The organism is Streptomyces sp. NPDC088194, assembly GCF_040702025.1.
In the GTDB taxonomy this organism is placed as follows: domain Bacteria; phylum Actinomycetota; class Actinomycetes; order Streptomycetales; family Streptomycetaceae; genus Actinacidiphila.
Genome location: NZ_JBFBIV010000010.1, coordinates 71,878 through 87,157, shown reverse-complemented (window position 1 = coordinate 87,157; position 15,280 = coordinate 71,878). Strand labels below are relative to the sequence as shown.

The 15,280-nt window shown below is 74.9% G+C and carries 16 protein-coding genes; 13 read left to right on the top strand and 3 right to left on the bottom strand.

The features are described 5' to 3' along the window. The first annotated feature begins 130 nt into the window (after window positions 1-130). Both AB0399_RS07840 and AB0399_RS07835 read left to right on the top strand, forming a co-directional pair. Window positions 131-724, top strand: a complete 594-nt coding sequence (locus tag AB0399_RS07840; protein WP_366410619.1) for a TetR family transcriptional regulator — start codon at window positions 131-133, stop codon at window positions 722-724. A gap of 245 nt (window positions 725-969) precedes the next feature. Then, window positions 970-1,413 (top strand): GNAT family N-acetyltransferase, encoded by a 444-nt coding sequence (locus AB0399_RS07835; RefSeq protein WP_366410618.1) that lies wholly within the window; start codon window positions 970-972, stop codon window positions 1,411-1,413. A 48-nt stretch (window positions 1,414-1,461) separates the two neighbouring features. Here AB0399_RS07835 and AB0399_RS07830 read toward each other — a convergent pair whose 3' ends face one another. Beyond that, on the bottom strand, window positions 1,462-2,511 hold the full coding sequence (locus AB0399_RS07830) for an EamA family transporter (protein WP_366410617.1): 1,050 nt from the start codon (window positions 2,509-2,511) through the stop codon (window positions 1,462-1,464). Between the two features lie 39 nt (window positions 2,512-2,550). Here AB0399_RS07830 and AB0399_RS07825 point away from each other — a divergent pair, with 39 nt between their 5' ends. The 9 genes from AB0399_RS07825 (at window position 2,551) to AB0399_RS07785 (ending at window position 11,592) form a co-directional block, all read left to right on the top strand. Next, the gene (locus AB0399_RS07825) at window positions 2,551-3,132 is read left to right on the top strand and encodes a MarR family transcriptional regulator (protein WP_366410616.1); all 582 of its coding nucleotides are present in this window, start codon (window positions 2,551-2,553) and stop codon (window positions 3,130-3,132) included. 65 nt (window positions 3,133-3,197) lie between these two features. Further along, window positions 3,198-3,863 (top strand): HAD-IB family phosphatase, encoded by a 666-nt coding sequence (locus AB0399_RS07820; protein ID WP_366410615.1) that lies wholly within the window; start codon window positions 3,198-3,200, stop codon window positions 3,861-3,863. Window positions 3,864-4,112: 249 nt separating this feature from the next. Further along, window positions 4,113-4,271: a hypothetical protein gene (locus AB0399_RS07815; protein ID WP_366410614.1), complete on the top strand. Its 159-nt coding sequence runs from the start codon at window positions 4,113-4,115 to the stop codon at window positions 4,269-4,271. Window positions 4,272-4,500: 229 nt separating this feature from the next. Next, window positions 4,501-5,253, top strand: a complete 753-nt coding sequence (locus tag AB0399_RS07810) for a lysophospholipase (RefSeq protein ID WP_366410613.1) — start codon at window positions 4,501-4,503, stop codon at window positions 5,251-5,253. Then, window positions 5,250-7,340 carry a rhodanese-like domain-containing protein gene (locus tag AB0399_RS07805; RefSeq protein WP_366410612.1) on the top strand — a complete coding sequence of 697 codons (2,091 nt, stop codon included), beginning with the start codon at window positions 5,250-5,252 and terminating at the stop codon, window positions 7,338-7,340. Before AB0399_RS07810 ends, AB0399_RS07805 begins: the two co-directional genes overlap by 4 nt. After that, window positions 7,337-8,305, top strand: coding sequence for an ABC transporter permease subunit (locus tag AB0399_RS07800; protein WP_366410611.1), 969 nt, complete (start codon window positions 7,337-7,339; stop codon window positions 8,303-8,305). Before AB0399_RS07805 ends, AB0399_RS07800 begins: the two co-directional genes overlap by 4 nt. Beyond that, the gene (locus tag AB0399_RS07795) at window positions 8,278-9,177 is read left to right on the top strand and encodes an ABC transporter ATP-binding protein (protein ID WP_366410657.1); all 900 of its coding nucleotides are present in this window, start codon (window positions 8,278-8,280) and stop codon (window positions 9,175-9,177) included. The genes AB0399_RS07800 and AB0399_RS07795 overlap by 28 nt, the downstream gene beginning before the upstream one ends. A 181-nt stretch (window positions 9,178-9,358) precedes the next feature. After that, window positions 9,359-10,474: an ABC transporter substrate-binding protein gene (locus AB0399_RS07790; protein WP_366410610.1), complete on the top strand. Its 1,116-nt coding sequence runs from the start codon at window positions 9,359-9,361 to the stop codon at window positions 10,472-10,474. Window positions 10,475-10,488: 14 nt separating this feature from the next. Next, on the top strand, window positions 10,489-11,592 hold the full coding sequence (locus AB0399_RS07785; protein ID WP_366410609.1) for an LLM class flavin-dependent oxidoreductase: 1,104 nt from the start codon (window positions 10,489-10,491) through the stop codon (window positions 11,590-11,592). 82 nt (window positions 11,593-11,674) lie between these two features. On the opposite strand, the gene AB0399_RS07780 is transcribed toward AB0399_RS07785, so the two are convergent. Continuing rightward, on the bottom strand, window positions 11,675-12,535 hold the full coding sequence (locus AB0399_RS07780) for a LysR family transcriptional regulator (RefSeq protein WP_366410608.1): 861 nt from the start codon (window positions 12,533-12,535) through the stop codon (window positions 11,675-11,677). Window positions 12,536-12,705: 170 nt separating this feature from the next. On the opposite strand from AB0399_RS07780, the gene AB0399_RS07775 reads away from it, so the two are divergent. Further along, window positions 12,706-13,248: a flavin reductase family protein gene (locus AB0399_RS07775; RefSeq protein WP_366410607.1), complete on the top strand. Its 543-nt coding sequence runs from the start codon at window positions 12,706-12,708 to the stop codon at window positions 13,246-13,248. A gap of 33 nt (window positions 13,249-13,281) precedes the next feature. On the opposite strand, the gene AB0399_RS07770 is transcribed toward AB0399_RS07775, so the two are convergent. Further along, the gene (locus tag AB0399_RS07770; RefSeq protein WP_366410606.1) at window positions 13,282-13,749 is read right to left on the bottom strand and encodes a hypothetical protein; all 468 of its coding nucleotides are present in this window, start codon (window positions 13,747-13,749) and stop codon (window positions 13,282-13,284) included. A 174-nt stretch (window positions 13,750-13,923) separates the two neighbouring features. Between AB0399_RS07770 and AB0399_RS07765 the strand changes: the two genes are divergently transcribed. Next, complete coding sequence (locus AB0399_RS07765) at window positions 13,924-14,997, top strand: LacI family DNA-binding transcriptional regulator (RefSeq protein ID WP_329371012.1); 1,074 nt, start codon at window positions 13,924-13,926, stop codon at window positions 14,995-14,997. Window positions 14,998-15,280 lie beyond the last annotated feature (283 nt).

Genomic DNA, 15,280 nt, shown 5'->3' with positions numbered 1-15,280 from the left:
CCCGCCACCGCCCCGTCGACCCGTCGACCCGGCGATCCGGCGACCCGGCGATCCGCCGGCGCCCCGCCGCGACGAGGGGGCCCGACCGCCTTGACGTCGGCTTCTGCCGGTATTGGCCTATGCTGCTGGGATGCCACGGGATGGACGGCCGGCGCGCCTACGACTCCAGCAGGCCGCTCTCGACCTGTACACGGAGCGCGGCTTCGACCAGGTCACCACCGCCGAGATCGCGGCGCGCGCGGGCGTCACCGAGCGGACCTTCTACCGGCACTTCGCCGACAAGCGCGAAGTGCTCTTCGGCCAGGAGGACTTCCTGCGTGACGCACTGGAGCGCGCCGTCGCGGAGGCGCCCGGCACCCTCGGTCCGCTCGCGACGGTGCTGTGGGCGTTCCGCCGGATCACCCCGCTGCTGGAGGACAACCGGCCGCTCTCCGAGCCGCTGCACCAGCTCACCACCGCGACCCCGGCGCTGCGCGAACGCGAACTCGCCAAGACCGCGTCCCTGGCCTGCACCATGACCGCGGCGCTGGGCCGGCGCGGCGTCGACGACCGGTGCGCGTCGCTCGCCGCCCAGACCGCACTGGCCGTCGCCGGGCAGGCGACCCACCTGTGGATCGAGCAGACCGCCCGCCCTCTCGACCACTTCCTCGCCCAGGCGATCGACGACCTGAACTCGCTCTGCGAGACGGACGACCTCCCGAAGGACACGCACACCAGCGCCTGAACCCCCCTGGACGCAGCGCTTCGAGCGCACCCCGCCGCGCGCCTCGGCGGGCTGCGGTCCGCGGCGGTCAGCCCGCGCCGAGCACCCGCCCCCGGCGCCGAACGGCTCCCCCGTAGCCCTGTACGGATGGTTCCACCGGGTCCTCGGACCGGCGCCCGAGGAGCCCGCGCGCTGGCTGCGCTTCCTGGCACGCGTCCCGTGATCGAGGTCCCCTCCCCTGCCGAGGTGGACCGCCTGGAGAGCCTGTGTGGGGGCAACTCCTGGCCCACCACAGTCGCGAGGCGGCACACCTGGCGGCTCTCGGCGCGGTGCGCCCGCCCGAGGAGTCCTGGCGCCTGCGGCGGGGACAGTACCTCGATTGGCTACGGGAACCCCTCGCCGCGGTCCCGGTCGCCCGCGACGGGACCGCGTGCTGGGCTACGCGTGCGTGCGGGTGGTCGACGCTCCGGGGTCCTGGCAGTGGGGGGGACCGGGTCGGCGTGCGGGAAACGCTCGTGGTCCACGACGAGGCGCGCGGCGCCGGGATCGGGCAGGCCCTCGTCGGGGCCGCGCGTACGCGTCTCGCCGGGTCGGGCGTCCAGGTCATGAAGATCTCCGTCATTGCGGGCAACGCCGGCGCCCTGCGCTTCTACCAGCGGGAAGGCGCCGTCGACTTCGCGCAGACGCTGGTCATGCCCGTCTCGGGGTGACGGCGCGGACCGGGCCGCCGCCGCGATACCGGGCCGGCTCCGGCGCCCTCATGACGGAGGGCGCCGTCGCCACGGTCGCCGGGCGGCGAGCGGGCCGGGCGCGGTCCGGGGTGCGGGCCCGACCGCCGTCGGGGCGGACGGGCGGCGGGAGGGGGCGAAGATCCGTGGGCGGGTGGCCGGTTCGGCGGGGCCGCTCGCGTACGGTTCGGGCGCGGCTGGTGGCGTGACGGCCGGGCGCGGGCGGCGGGTGGGGGCCGCGCCCGGGCGGCCGAGGAGGACACCGGCCAGGACGAGTGGCAGGCCGGCGAGTTGGCGCGCGGTGAGCGGCTCGTGGGCGACCGCGGTGCCGAGCAGCACCCCGGTCACCGGGTTGAGCAGCCCGACCAGGCCGACGGTGGCGGCGGGCAGGTGCCGCAGCGCCGCGAACCAGGCCGTGAAGGCGACGGCGGTGGCGATCACGGCGACGTACCCGAAGCCGAGCAGCGCCCGGGCGCCGAGGGCGGGCGGCGCGCCCTCGAAGACCGCGGCGAAGGGCAGCAGAAGCAGGCCGCCGGCGAGCAACTGCCAGCAGGTGGAGGCCAGTACGTCGACTCCTGCACCCCAGCGCTTGGCGAGCACGTAGCCGAGCGAGGACAGCAGCATCGCGCCCACGGAGGCCGCCACGCCCAGCGGGTCGGCACCGTCCGAGCCGCCCCACAGCATCAGGCAGACCCCGCCGATGCCGACGGCGGCGCCCAAGAGGTGTGCGGCGCGCGGGCGTTCGGCGATCAGCGGCCAGGCGATCAGTGCCATCACCAGGGGCGAGGCTGCCATGACGGTCGCGGCGGTGCTCGTCGGCAGGCGCTGCGCGGCGAGGTAGACCAGGGCGAAGAAGCCGCCGGCGTTGAGCACTCCGAGCAGGGCCGACCGCCACCACCACGCGCCGCGCGGGAGCTTGCGGCGCAACGCGAAGAGCAACAGCCCGGCGGGCACCGCCCTGATCGCTCCGCCGTACAGCGGATCGCCCGGGGGCAGCGCCGCCTTGGTGACGTAGTAGTTCGCACCCCAGGCCACCGGGGCGACCGCCGCGAGCAGCACCCATCGCATATTGGCTTCCATGGAAGATACTATGCCTTCCACGGAAGCTATAGTGAAGGCATGCCCGCGCACCCCGCAGAACCGGCCGGCCCGGCCGGCCCCGGTGACCCCGGTGACCCCGGTGACCCCGGCACCCGCCGGCCCCTGGACCACATCGGCCGTATCCAGGCCGCATGGGCCCGCGAGCGGCCCGAGATCGACGTCTCGCCGCAGGGCGTCATCGGGCGGCTGCACCGCGTCGCCGGGCTGCTCACCGAGCAGTTGTGCGTCGTCTACCGCCGATTCGGCCTGAGCGAGGGCGAGTTCGACGTGCTCGCCGCCCTGCGCCGGGCCGGCCCGCCGTACGAACGCGCACCCGGTGAACTGGCCGCGCACACCATGGTCACGACGGGCGCGATGACGAAGCGGATCGACCGGCTGGAGCGCGGCGGCCTCGTCACCCGCCGCCGCGCCTCCGACGACGGGCGCGGTCGCGTGGTCGGACTCACCCCGGCCGGGCGCGAGTTGATCGACCAGGCGTTCGCCGAGCACATGCGGAACGAACGGCGCCTGCTGGACGCGCTCCCGCCCGGCGACGCCGCCCACCTGGAGGCCCTCCTGACCTCCTGGCTCGCCGAGATCGAGCCCCCGCGCGACGCGTAGGACGGCAGCGGCAGGCACGGAAGGCCGGCGTCCGCGATCGTGCGCGCCGGTGGCATCCTTGGGCGGTGTTCTCCTCCGACCGCGTGGGCGCCGTGTTCTTCGATGTCGACGGCACCCTCGTCCCCGGTACGAGTTCGTCGGTCTTCCTGGCCGGATTCCTCGGCCACCGCGACGAGTTGGCCGAGGCCGAGGCCGCATACGCCTGCGGCGCCCTGGACAACCGGCAGGTCTCCGAGCTGGATGCCGCGGGCTGGGCGGGCACACCGGAGGAACGGGTCTCCGACTGGCTCGACGGGCTTCCCCTGGTCACGGGCATCGCGGAGACCGTGGCCTGGTGCCGGCGGAACGATCTGCTGCCCGTGCTGGCGACCCTCGCCTGGTCGCCGGTCGGCGGCCACCTGGCCGAGCGATTCGGCTTCCACGCGTTCTGCGGGCCACGGCTGGAGACCGCGGACGGCCGGTTCACGGGCCGGGTCGCCCGTCACTTCGACGAGCACGACAAGCGGGACTTCGCCCGCGCGCAGGCACGAGAGTCGGGGCTGTCCCTCCGTTCCTGCGCAGCCGTCGGGGACAGCCGCTCCGACCTGCCGCTGTTCGCATCCGTCGGGTTGAGCGTGGCGTTCAACGGCTCGGCGGGCGCGCGGGCGGCGGCCACCGCCACCGTGGACGACGGCGACCTGCGCAGCGTGCTTCCCGTCCTGGGCCGCCTGTTCACGGCCGCTCGCCGATGACCGTCGATGGCCGCCGACGGCCGCTGCGAGGGCGGGCACCGGGTGGCGGTGCGCGGCGAAACGCGAGCAGGTCGCCTCACGCGGCCGCCGCGCGGCGCGTCGCCGAACGGGGCCGTACTGGGCCGGGCTGAGCCAGGCCGACCCGCAGCCCGCTCCGCACCCCGGGGTGGATCGATTCGGAAACGTGATCGGTCCCGATCAGGAATCATCGTTGGACGCGGGCCGTATCCGTCCTGCATGCTTCCTGGCATGACGACGCACATGCTCGCGGAGAGGCCCGGCCGGCACGGCCCGGCCCTCGGTGTCGCGTTCGTCGAGGTGCCCGCGCCGGCCGGTTCCCCGCTGCTCACCCAGCGCAGGGTCATCGACTTCGGCACCGGCACCTCCGCCGGCTGTCGCCGCGGCTAGCCGAGCCCTTCCACGGCAGCGGGCCGACCGCCAGGCCCGGCACGCGGGTGACCCAACCCGCGTCCGTGGTGCGGCCGTTCCCGCGCCTCCCGCCACCGCAGCGGTACGCGTCACCGCAGAGCCGTACGCGTATCCACCCCGCCCCGTTCCCCGGCACCCCTGCCCCGTCGCGTTGCCGCGTGCCCCGAGCGCCGCGCGGTCCGCGCGCCCCTGCCCCAAGGACACCGCCATGAGCTCCGTGAGCACCGTTCCCGACCCCACGTCGTGGGAGATCCCGCCGTCGCTGAACCCGCGCGGCACCGTGCTGCTGCTGCCGGGCCGCGGCGAGGACCCGCGGCTGTACGAGCGGTTCGGCGCGCGGATCGCCGCGGACGCCTACCGGGTGCGGGCGGTGGCCGACCCGAGCAGGTGGCCGCGGGAGGCGGCGCGTCAGGTGAAGGAGGCGCTGGCGGAAGGGGAGCCGGCGAAGCCGCTGGTACTGGCGGGGTCGGACGCGGGCGCGCTGTTCGCGGTGGGCCTGGTGGCGGCCGGCGAGGTGGAGGTCGACGCGCTGGTGCTGGCCGGGCTGCCGACGAAGGACGTGGCGGCGTCCCAACCCGCCGACTGGTCCGAGGAGTTGGGCTCGCGCACGGCATGCCCCACCCACCAGGGCCGGCTGGCCGAGCCGGGGCGGCTGGAGCGCGGCGCGCTGTACGCGCCGCTGCCGCGGGAGTGGTACGACCGCGCGGACCTGTCGAAGGTCTCGGTGCCGGTGCTCGGTCTGCACGGCGCGGCCGACCCGGTCAGCCCGCCGGCCGCCGCGCGCACGGCGTACGCGGCCGCGCCCCGCGCGGAGTTGGTGACCCTCGCCGACGGACGGCACGACGCGTTCAACGACCTCTCGCACCGCACCGCCGCCGCGACCGTGGTGCTGTTCCTGGAACGGCTGCGGCTCGGCGCGGACTTGGCGCCCATCGCGATCTCCGAAGAGCTGCCCCGATGAGCGGCGGCGCGGCCGGACCGGCTGCGACTCCCGTGCGCTACGTGGTCATCGGCGCGGGCGCGGTGGGCGTCACGCTCGCCGCCGGGCTGCACCGCACGGGCGCCGACGTGCTGCTGGTGGCCCGCGGCCGGCAACTCGCCGCGCTGCGCTCGGGCCGGCTGCGGCTGGTGCGGCCGGACGGCGAGCACACGGTCGACGTGCCGTACGCGGCGGGGCCGCGGGAGGTCGCGCTGACCGGCACCGACGTGCTGGTGCTCGCGGTGAAGGCGCAGGACGCAGAGCAGGCCGTGGCGGAGTGGGCGTGGCGCCCGGTCGCGGTCCGCGACGGCGGTACGGAGCCGGCCGCGCGGGTGCTGCCGCTGGTCACCGTGCAGAACGGCCTGGACGGCGAGCGGGTGGCGCTGCGCCGCTTCGCGCACGTGCTGGGGGCGAGCGTGTGGGTGCCGGCGGTGTACGTCGAGGACGGTGTCGTGGTCTCGCCCGCCGCGCCGACCGAGGCGGCGCTGTGGCTGGGCCGCTACCCGAGCGGGACCGACCACCCGGCGCTGGAGCGGCTGGCGGCGGACCTGCGGGCCGCGTCGTTCGCGACGCAGGTCGTACCGGACATCGCCGGGTGGAAGGCGGCGAAGCTGGTCGGGAGCGTGCAGAACGTGCTCGACGCGCTCTACCGGCCGAGCGAACTGCGCGACCGAGTTGCGGAGTTGCTGGCCGATGAGGCCCGTACCGCGCTGGTGGCGGCCGGGCTGCCGCCGGTCGACCGCGAGGCGCGCAGCACGCTGGACCTGTCCGGCTTCACCCTTCACGACATCCCCGGCCACCCGCGCGGCGGAAGCTCGACCTGGCAGAGCCTGGCCCGGTCCGGTTCGCTCGAAGTGGACTTCCTCAACGGCGAGGTGGTGCTCCTGGCGCGGCTGGCCGGTGCGTCGGTGCCGGCGACGGCGTACCCGGCGACGGCGTCGGTGCCGGCGGGGGCGACGGCATACCCGGCAGCGAACGCGGCGCTGCTCGCGCGTGCCCGGCAGGCCGAGGCCGACGGCACCCCCGCCGGTTCGCTCAGCGACGCGGACCTCGCCGCGACCGTGCCGGGGCTGCACCCGCCGGTCCTGGTCGGCGCGAAGGAACTGGCCGCCGAACTCGCCTCCGAGCAGCCGCCGTTGCTGCTGGACGTGCGCTGGGCGCTGGGCGACCCGGACGGCCGCGCGCACTACCAGGAGGCCCATATCCCCGGTGCCCGCTACGTGGACCTCGACACCGAACTCGCCGCGCCCGCAGAGTCGTTGAAGGGCCGCCATCCGCTGCCGGACCTCGCCGACCTGCAACGCACCGCCCGGGGATGGGGGTTGCGCGCCGGGCGGCCGGTGGTGGTGTACGACGACGCGGGCGGCCTGGCCGCGGCGCGTGCCTGGTGGCTGCTGCGGTGGGCGGGCGTGTCCGACGTCCGCGTGCTCGACGGCGCGCTCGGCGCGTGGCGGGCGAGCGGGGAACCGCTCGCCGGGGGTGACGAACCGCCCGCCGAACCCGGCGACGTGGTGCTGCGCGCCGGCCGGCTGCCGGTGATCAGCGCCGAGGAGGCCGCGGAACTGGCCGAGGACGGCGTGTTGCTGGACGCCCGCGCGGGCGAGCGCTACCGCGGTGAGACCGAGCCGGTGGACGCGCGGGCCGGGCACATCCCCGGCGCGGTCAGCGCGCCGACCGCCGAGAACCTCGACGGCGAGGGGCTGTTCACCGATCCGGCCGCGACCCGGCGGCGCTTCGCCGCACTGGGCGTCGGAGCGGGCACGACGGTGGGCGTGTACTGCGGCTCCGGAGTGACGGCCGCGCACCAGATCGCCGCGCTCGCGTCCGCCGGCATCGACGCGGCGCTCTACCCCGGTTCGTGGTCGGCCTGGTCCGCGGACCCTGACCGGCCGGTGGCGACCGGACCGCGGCCGGACGGCGCCGCGGCCGATGCGTCGTCCCATGCCGAGGCCGAGCCCGAGCCCGAGCCCGTTGCCGTTGCCGTTGCCGTTGCCGTTGCCGTTGCCGAGTCCGAGTCCGATGCCGACGTCGCACCCGAACGCGTCGGCCCCGAAGGGGGATTGCGATGAGCACGAGTGAGATGTCCCGCCCGCCGAACGCCGCGACGGCCGGCACCGGGTATCCCGCCACGCCTGACGCCGGCGCGCGCCTGTCGAAGGAGCCGCCGGAGGACACCGGCCCCGTCGCACCGCCCGCGAACGACGGCGGCCGGAGCGCCGAGAGCAGCGGAGACGTGGAGACGATCCGGCCGGCCCACGAGCGACGCCGCCGCCAGGTGCCGCGGCCCCTGCGCCGGGCCTCGGGCCCGGTCGGCGCGCTGCTGCTGTGGTGGCTGCTCAGCGCGACCGGGGTGCTCTCGCCCGACACCCTCGCCTCCCCCGTGCGGGTCTTCCACAAGGGCTGGGACCTGGCCGCCGACGGCCAACTCGGCTCCGCGATACGGGTGTCCACCCAGCGCGTGATCGAGGGCTTCCTGATCGGCGCGGTCGCGGGCACCGCGCTGGCCCTGCTCGCCGGGCTGTTCCGGCTCGGCGAGGACCTGATCGACTCCACCGTCGGCATGCTGCGCGCGCTGCCCTGGGTGGGCCTGATCCCGCTGTTCATCGTCTGGTTCGGCATCGACGAGAAGCCCAAGATCGCGCTCGTGGTGATCGCGGTGACCTTCCCGCTGTACTTCAACATCTACGCCGGAATCCGCGGCGTGGACCCCCAACTGGTCGAGGCGGGCACGGTGTTGGGCCTCAACCGCTGGGGCCAGATCCGGCACATCGTGCTGCCGGGCGCGCTGCCCGGCGCCCTGGTCGGCCTGCGCTACGCCCTCGGCAGCGCCTGGCTCGCCCTGGTCTTCGCCGAGCAGATCAACGCGAGCAACGGCATCGGCTACCTCATGAACAACGCCGAGCAGTTCTTCCAGACCGACGTGATCGTGGTCTGCCTGGTGGTCTACGCGGTGCTCGGCCTGGTCAGCGACCTGATCGTGCGGCTCTGCACCAAGTACCTGCTGTCCTGGCGCGCATCCTTCGACGGAGCATGACGATGACGACTCCCACCACACAGACTCCCCCGACCACGGACACATCAAAGGCCCGCACCGTGAACGGGACCGGCACCGGTTCCCGCCCCGACACCTCCGTACGCGTCCGGGGCCTGGTCCGCGCCTTCGACCGGCGCCGGGTCGTCGACGGGCTCGACCTCGACATCCGGCCGGGCGAGTTCGTCGCCCTGCTCGGGCACAGCGGGTGCGGCAAGAGCACCCTGCTGCGGGTGCTGGCCGGCCTCGACCGCGACATCGAGGGCACCGTCACGGTGCCGCGGCGCCGCGCGGTCGCCTTCCAGGCGCCCCGGCTGCTGCCGTGGAAACGGGTGTGGCGCAACGTCGTCCTCGGCCTGCCCGGCCGTGCCGACCGCGCGCTCGCCGAGCGCTACCTCGCCGAGGTCGGCCTGACCGAGCGTGCCGCCGTGTGGCCGAAGACGCTCTCCGGCGGAGAGGCGCAGCGCGTGTCGCTGGCCCGCGCGCTGGTACGGCAACCCGACCTGCTGCTGCTCGACGAGCCGTTCGGCGCGCTCGACGCGCTGACCAGGACCAACGCCCAAAGGTTGGTGGGCGAGTTGTGGACCCGGCACAACTGCGGGGTCCTGCTGGTCACCCACGACGTGGAGGAGGCCGTACTGCTCGCCGACCGGGTGCTGGTCATGCGGGACGGCCGGATCGCCCACGAGGCGGTGGTCGACCTGCCCCGGCCGCGCGACATCGGCGCACCCGAGTTCGTCGCTTTGCGTACGTCGCTGCTCGCCCGCCTCGGCGTCGGCCCGCACGACCCGAACGACCCGACAGACCCCGCAGACCCCGCAGACCCCGCAGACCCGGCAGGCCCGGCCGACCTCGCGGACCCGGCCGACGCGTAGCCCCCGGTCCCGCCCCTACCGCCCCCTTGGACCCCACAGCGGCTCCCCGCGCCAACTCCCGTACTCCGCACCGGCGTACGCCGAGCCGTCCTGCCCGCTCCCACTCGACACCCGAACCCGGCACCCGAACCCGCGGCACCCCGTACCCGTATCCCGCGCTCCACGAACCCCGAGGACAGCCATGCCCCGCCCCCTTCCGCGGCTCCTCGCCGCGGCCGCAGCCGTCACGCTCAGCCTCACGCTCCTCGCGGCCTGCGGCGACGCGAAGAAGACGGACACCGACGTCAAGGCCGCGTCCGGCGGCACCGACCTGTCCGGCGTGACCTTGACGCTCGGCGACCAGGCCAACGGACTCCAGACCCTGCTCAACGCGGCCGGCACCCTCAAGAACACCCCGTACAAGGTGAAGTGGGCCGAGTTCCAGGGCGCGGCGCCGCTGTTCCAGGCGATGCAGAGCGGCCAGGTCGACACCGGCAGCGCCGCGGACCTGCCCACGCTCCAGGCGGTCAGCGGCGGCCTGAAGATCAAGCTGGTGGCCGCCTCGTCGGCGGACGGCTCCGGCACCGCGATCCTCACCCAGCCCGGTTCCGCGGTGCGGACGGTCCAGGACCTCAAGGGCAAGGACGTCGTGATCTCCTCGGCCAAGGGCAGCATCGCCGAGTACCTGCTGGCGAAGACCCTCACCGACGCGGGCCTGAAGTACTCCGACGTCCACGTGCAGTACCTGCTGCCGACCGCCGCGCAGGCCGCGTTCAACGCCAGGAAGATCGGCAACTGGGCGACGTTCGGCATCTACCAGGACATCGCCGTGCAGAAGGGCGCGAAGATCGTGGTGGACGGGCGGGACGGCCGGACCAGCGGGATCGGCTTCATCTCGGCCGCGCAGTCGTCGCTGACCGATCCGGCCCGCAAGGCGGCCATCGCCGACTTCCTCGGCCGGCTCGCCGAGGCGTACGCGTGGGCGGCCGCCCACCGCGACCAGTACGCCCAGGTCTTCGCGCAGAAGAACGGCGTGCCCCTGGACGTGGCGAAGACCGTGGTGGGGCAGGGCGCCGACTCCCTGGTGCCGGTCTCCCCCGCCGTCACCGCCAAGGTGCAGGCCGTCTCGGACCTGATGCACACCATCGGCTCGCTCCCCACCGACGTGAAGGTGGCGGGCACCGTCGACACCTCCGCGTTCCCGCACGCCCTCGCGCCCACGACTGCCACGACGCCCACCGCGAGCACTTCCGCGAACCCGAACGCGAACGCGAACCCGTCCGCGACCTCGTCCGCCGCCGCGACCCCCGCCAACTGATCGGAGCCCAGGCCATGCCCGTCGAGTTCATCAGCGCCACGCACACCACCAACACCACCGAGGCCACCGCCGGCGGCCGGCACGCCGGCTTCGACGTCGACTACACCCGCCGCTTCGTACGGGCCCTGGACGACGGCGGTTTCGACTGGACGCTGGTCGCCTACAGCTCCGCCAGCGTCGACGCCGAGCAGATCGCCCAGTTCGTCGTGAACAACTCCGAGCGGGTCAAGCCGATGCTCGCGCACCGGCCCGGCTTCGTCTTCCCCACCCGGGTCGCCAAGGCGCTCGCCACCATCGACCGGATCGGCAAGGGACGGCTCGGCCTGCACATCATCTCCGGCGGCAACGACACGGAGCAGGCCCGCGAGGGCGACTACCTCACCAAGGTCCAGCGGTACGCCCGCTCCGAGGAGTTCATCCAGGTGCTGCGCCAGGTGTGGGCGGCGACCGGGCCGATCAGCCACGCGGGCGAGTACTACCGGTTCGAGGGGTTCGCCACGGACATCAAGCCGTACCAGGACGCCATCCCCATCTCGGTCGGCGGCTCCTCACGGGAGGCGTACGAGGTCGGCGGGCGGCAGGGCGACATCTTCGGGCTGTGGGGCGAACCGCTCAAGGAGACCGCCGAGCAGATCGCCGCCGTCAACGCCGTGGCCGACGCGGCGGGCCGCCCGCACCCGCGGATCTGGGTCTCGTTCCGCCCGATCGTGGCCGCCACCGACGAACTCGCCTGGGAGAAGGCGCACCGCATCCTCGGGCAGGTCAAGGAGACGGTGGCGGCGACCCCGAAGGGCGCGCGCTATCCCGCCCCCGGGGACGGCCGCCCCGCGAACGTCGGCTCGCAGCGGCTGCTCGACGTCGCCGCGCGCGGCGAGCTGCACGACCGCGCGCTGTGGACGCCGCTGGTCACCGCGACGAACGCGGCGGGCAGTTCCACGGCACTGGTCGGCAGCTACGAGACGGTGGCCAAGGCGCTGCTGGACTACGTCGACATCGGGTGCGAGCTGCTGTCGATCCGCGGGTACGACCCGCTCAACGACGCGATCGACTACGCGCGGTACGTCCTGCCCCTGGTCCGCCAGGAACTCGCGCACCGGGGTACGCCCGTCGCCGCGTGACGGGGTGCCCGGGAGGAACCGCGCGGCGAGGCAGCCCCGATCGGACGAAGGAGTGACCATGGACAGCCCCGACGGCGGCGGGTCAGACGCGGTGGGCCAGCAGGTCGCGGACCGCGCCGGCGGTGGTCCCGGCCAGCCACGGCGGGGCGTCGGCCCGGGTGCGCAGGTGCAGCAGTTCGGGCGGCACCGGCGGCAGGTCGTCACGCCGCTGGAGCCCTTCCGGGGGCGGGCCGACGTCGGCGAGCAGACCGACGCCGAGGCCGCCGCGGATCGCGTTCATCACGCCCGCGAGGTAGGCCGCCTCCACGACGACCGCCGACGACAGGTCGTGCTCGGCGAGGGTGTCCAGCGCGCGCCGGCGGATCGTACAGGGGTGGTCGATGACGACCACCGGGATGGGCGTGCCGGCCGCCGGCATCCGCCAGTTCGGGGCGGAGAACCACGACAGCGGAAGCACGCCGGCCGGGACGCTGTCGCTGCCGCGGGCATCGCCGATGAAGACGGCCACGTCGATGCCGCCGCGGTCCAGGCCGTCGTTGAGCTGGGCGCTGCGGTCCAGCCGGAACCGTACGCCGCGGCTGGGGTAGTGCTCCTTGAGCACGCCGGTGATCGCGGGCAGGATGCGGTCGGCGGCGTGCTCGGTGGAGCCGACCACGAGGGTGCCGGCGCCGTTGCCGCCGCGGCCGAGCCTGACCAGCGCCTCGTCGTGGGCGGCGAGGATCTTCCGCGCCTCGGCGAGCAGGGTCTCACCGGACGGGGTGAACCGCGTGACGCGCCCGGCGCGTTCGACCAGCGGCCGCCCCACCGCCTTCTCCAGCCGCCGCACGTGCTGGCTCACCGCGGACTGGGACATCCCGATCGCCGCGGCCGCGCGGTGGAAGCCGCCGCAGTCGGCTATGGAGGTGAAGGTGCGCAGAGCGGCGATGTCCAGTACGTCGGCCATCTCGCGAGCGTATCAACCTGCGGTTTCAGCAACCTTGCAGCGATATGTCCGCGCTCCGAACGGCGACCGGACGACCCGGCCCGGCCCGGCCCGGCCGACCCGTCCGACCTGACCCGACCCGGCGACCCGACCGGCCCGAATTCCGAGCAACCCGCGACCCTGGGAGAAGCATGACCGCCGAGACCATTGCCGGCACCGCCTCTGGAACCGCCTCCGACACCGCCCCGGGCACCGCTGACGTGCCCTCGATACCCGAGCAGTTCAGGACCGCCTTCCGTGGCCATCCGGCCGGGGTGGTGGTGGTCACCGTGCCCGGCGCCGGCCGGCCCGCGGGCTTCACCGCGACCTCGGTGGCCTCCCTCTCCCTCGACCCCGCGCTGCTCTCCTTCGGCATCTCGGGCACCGCGTCGAGCTGGCCGCACCTGCGGGACAGCGCGACCGCCGTGGTGCACTTCCTGGCCGCCGAACACGAGCACCTGGCCCGGCGGTTCGCGACCAGCGGCATCGACCGGTTCGCCGCGCCGACCCGGTTCAGCACGCTGCCGGGCGGCGAACCCGTGCTCGACGACGTGTCCAACTGGCTGCTGGTCGACATCGAGGCGCGGGTCCCGGCGGGCGACCACCGGCTGGTGATCGGCCGGGTGACCCGCGCCCATGTCGGCGTCCAGCAGCGCCCGCTGCTCTATCACGACGGCCGGTACCACACGCTGTGAGCGGGCGGGCCGAGAAGGTCGGGTGGGCCCGGCTCACTCCGACGGCGTCGCCGGGGGCGTCGGGTGCGCCGGGTGCGCCGACCAAGCGCCGCCGATGGAGAGGTTGTTGACGTCCCGGGCCTGGACGACCGGACTGTTGTACGCCGTGCCGCTGAACGTGTTGTGCACCACACTGATCGAACCGCTCCCGGCCGGCGATCCGAACTCGTCCAGCAGCGCGCGCAGTTCGGCCGCCGCGGCGGGGTCGGCACGCAGGACCCGCCGCAGCCGGGCGCGCCACTCGTCGGCCACGTCCGCCGCCGTGTCGGTGTCCCCGGCCTGCTGAGCGGCCACCAACTCCGCCCGCGAGGAATCCAGTTGGCCGCCGACCGTACCGCCCTCGCCGCCCCGGGCGAAGAAGGCGGCGATCCGCCCGCGGACCTGCCCCCACGCGTCGGAGACCATCAGCCCCACCAGCGAGGTCGCCCCCGAAGCCGCGAGAGCGGTGAGTTCCGCTTCCACCCGTTCCACCCCGTCCCGTCCGGTCCGCCGCCGTGCCGCCCTTCCACGGTAGGACAACGCCGCCCGGGCCGCCGGGGTTCGCCGGGAGTGCCGCGGGCCCGCCGCCGCGCCGGGTTCGCGATACTGCTCCGACAGGCAGGTACGGCGAGGCTGCGGGCGAAGGGCACGGGATCGATGGCGCGGGACACGGAACCCGAGGAGGCGGGCGGCGCGGGCGGCGAAGGCGGCGCCGGCGGGCTGGCGCGGGTGGCCGCCGAGGCGGGCGTGTCCGTGTCCACGGTCTCGAAGGTGCTGCACGGGCGCTCGGATGTCGCCTCGCGCACCCGGGCGCGGGTGCAGCGGCTGCTGGAGCAGCACGGGTACGGGACCGCGCCGCGCGGGCGGGCCGTACCGACCGCGCTGGCGGCCGGCGGGCTGATCGACTTCGTGATCGGGGAACTGGACGGTCCCTGGGCGGTCCAGCTGGTGCGCGGAGCCGAGGAGGCGCTGCACGCGGTCGGCATGGGCCTGGTGGTGTCGGCGGCGCACGAGAGCGAGAGTGGGCAGGCCCGGAACTGGCTGGAGGCGCTGGCCAACCGGCCGACTCGAGGCGCGATCCTCGTCGTGCCCGGGCTGACGGACGCGCAGCGGGTCGAACTGGGGCGGCTGGGGCTGCCGTTCGCGCTGATCGCGCCCGCGGAGGAGCCGCCGCCCGGCGTGCCCTGGGTGGGGGCGACCAACTGGCCCGGCGGGCTCGCGGCCACCCGGCACCTGGTCCGGCTGGGGCACCGCAGGATCGCGGTGATCGGCGGGCCCCCGGACCGGCTCGCCTCGCGCGCCCGCGTCGACGGGTACCGCTCCGCGCTCGACGAGGGCGGGCTGCCCTTCGACCCCGAACTGGTCCGCTACGGCGACTTCTCGCACGGGCCCGCGTACGAGCACGCGCTCGACCTGCTGCGCCTTCCGGACCGCCCCACCGCGATCTTCGCCGGCAGCGACCAGCAGGCACTCAGCACCTACCGCGCCGCCGACCGCCTCGGGCTGCGCGTGCCGGCCGACCTGAGCGTGGTCGGCTTCGACGACCTCGACTTCGCGGACTGGGTCACCCCGCGGCTCACCACCGTGCGCACCCCGCTGCCGGAGATGGCCGCGGTCGCCACCCGCATGGTCCTCCAACTCCTCGCGGGCCAGGTCCCCGAGACCACCCGCGTCGAAGTGGCCAGCGAACTCGTCCTCCGCGACAGCACCGCTCCCCCCAGGGTCCCCTGACCCCCCGGGCCGCCTCGCCGCTCACGGGACCGCCTGCCGCTGGGTGGCCGCTCGCACCGTTTCCCGCGGCCCGGGGGGATGGTGCACCATCACCCGCGTGGCCGGGCGCACCGTGTGCGGAGCCGCCTCAGGCAAGCGCTGCCGGTGGTCGATGTGCGGGTGTGCGTGTGTGCGTGTGTGCGTGTGTGCGGGGAGAGTCGGCTCACCGATCTCGCGCCGGCGGATCTGACGGGCTCGCCTCGGACCTCAGGCGGCCGGCGCGGCGTCCCGACCGTGAGGTGCG

Bases quoted from the DNA above. Each gene is read 5' to 3' on its own strand.
- AB0399_RS07775 (WP_366410607.1), top strand. From the start codon at position 12,706: ATGACCGCCGAGACCATTGCCGGCACCGCCTCTGGAACCGCCTCCGAC.
- AB0399_RS07780 (WP_366410608.1), bottom strand. From the start codon at position 12,535: ATGGCCGACGTACTGGACATCGCCGCTCTGCGCACCTTCACCTCCATA.
- AB0399_RS07815 (WP_366410614.1), top strand. From the start codon at position 4,113: ATGACGACGCACATGCTCGCGGAGAGGCCCGGCCGGCACGGCCCGGCC.
- AB0399_RS07765 (WP_329371012.1), top strand. From the start codon at position 13,924: ATGGCGCGGGACACGGAACCCGAGGAGGCGGGCGGCGCGGGCGGCGAA.
- AB0399_RS07810 (WP_366410613.1), top strand. From the start codon at position 4,501: ATGAGCTCCGTGAGCACCGTTCCCGACCCCACGTCGTGGGAGATCCCG.
- AB0399_RS07830 (WP_366410617.1), bottom strand. From the start codon at position 2,511: ATGGAAGCCAATATGCGATGGGTGCTGCTCGCGGCGGTCGCCCCGGTG.
- AB0399_RS07790 (WP_366410610.1), top strand. From the start codon at position 9,359: ATGCCCCGCCCCCTTCCGCGGCTCCTCGCCGCGGCCGCAGCCGTCACG.
- AB0399_RS07800 (WP_366410611.1), top strand. From the start codon at position 7,337: ATGAGCACGAGTGAGATGTCCCGCCCGCCGAACGCCGCGACGGCCGGC.
- AB0399_RS07825 (WP_366410616.1), top strand. From the start codon at position 2,551: ATGCCCGCGCACCCCGCAGAACCGGCCGGCCCGGCCGGCCCCGGTGAC.
- AB0399_RS07805 (WP_366410612.1), top strand. From the start codon at position 5,250: ATGAGCGGCGGCGCGGCCGGACCGGCTGCGACTCCCGTGCGCTACGTG.
- AB0399_RS07785 (WP_366410609.1), top strand. From the start codon at position 10,489: ATGCCCGTCGAGTTCATCAGCGCCACGCACACCACCAACACCACCGAG.
- AB0399_RS07840 (WP_366410619.1), top strand. From the start codon at position 131: ATGCCACGGGATGGACGGCCGGCGCGCCTACGACTCCAGCAGGCCGCT.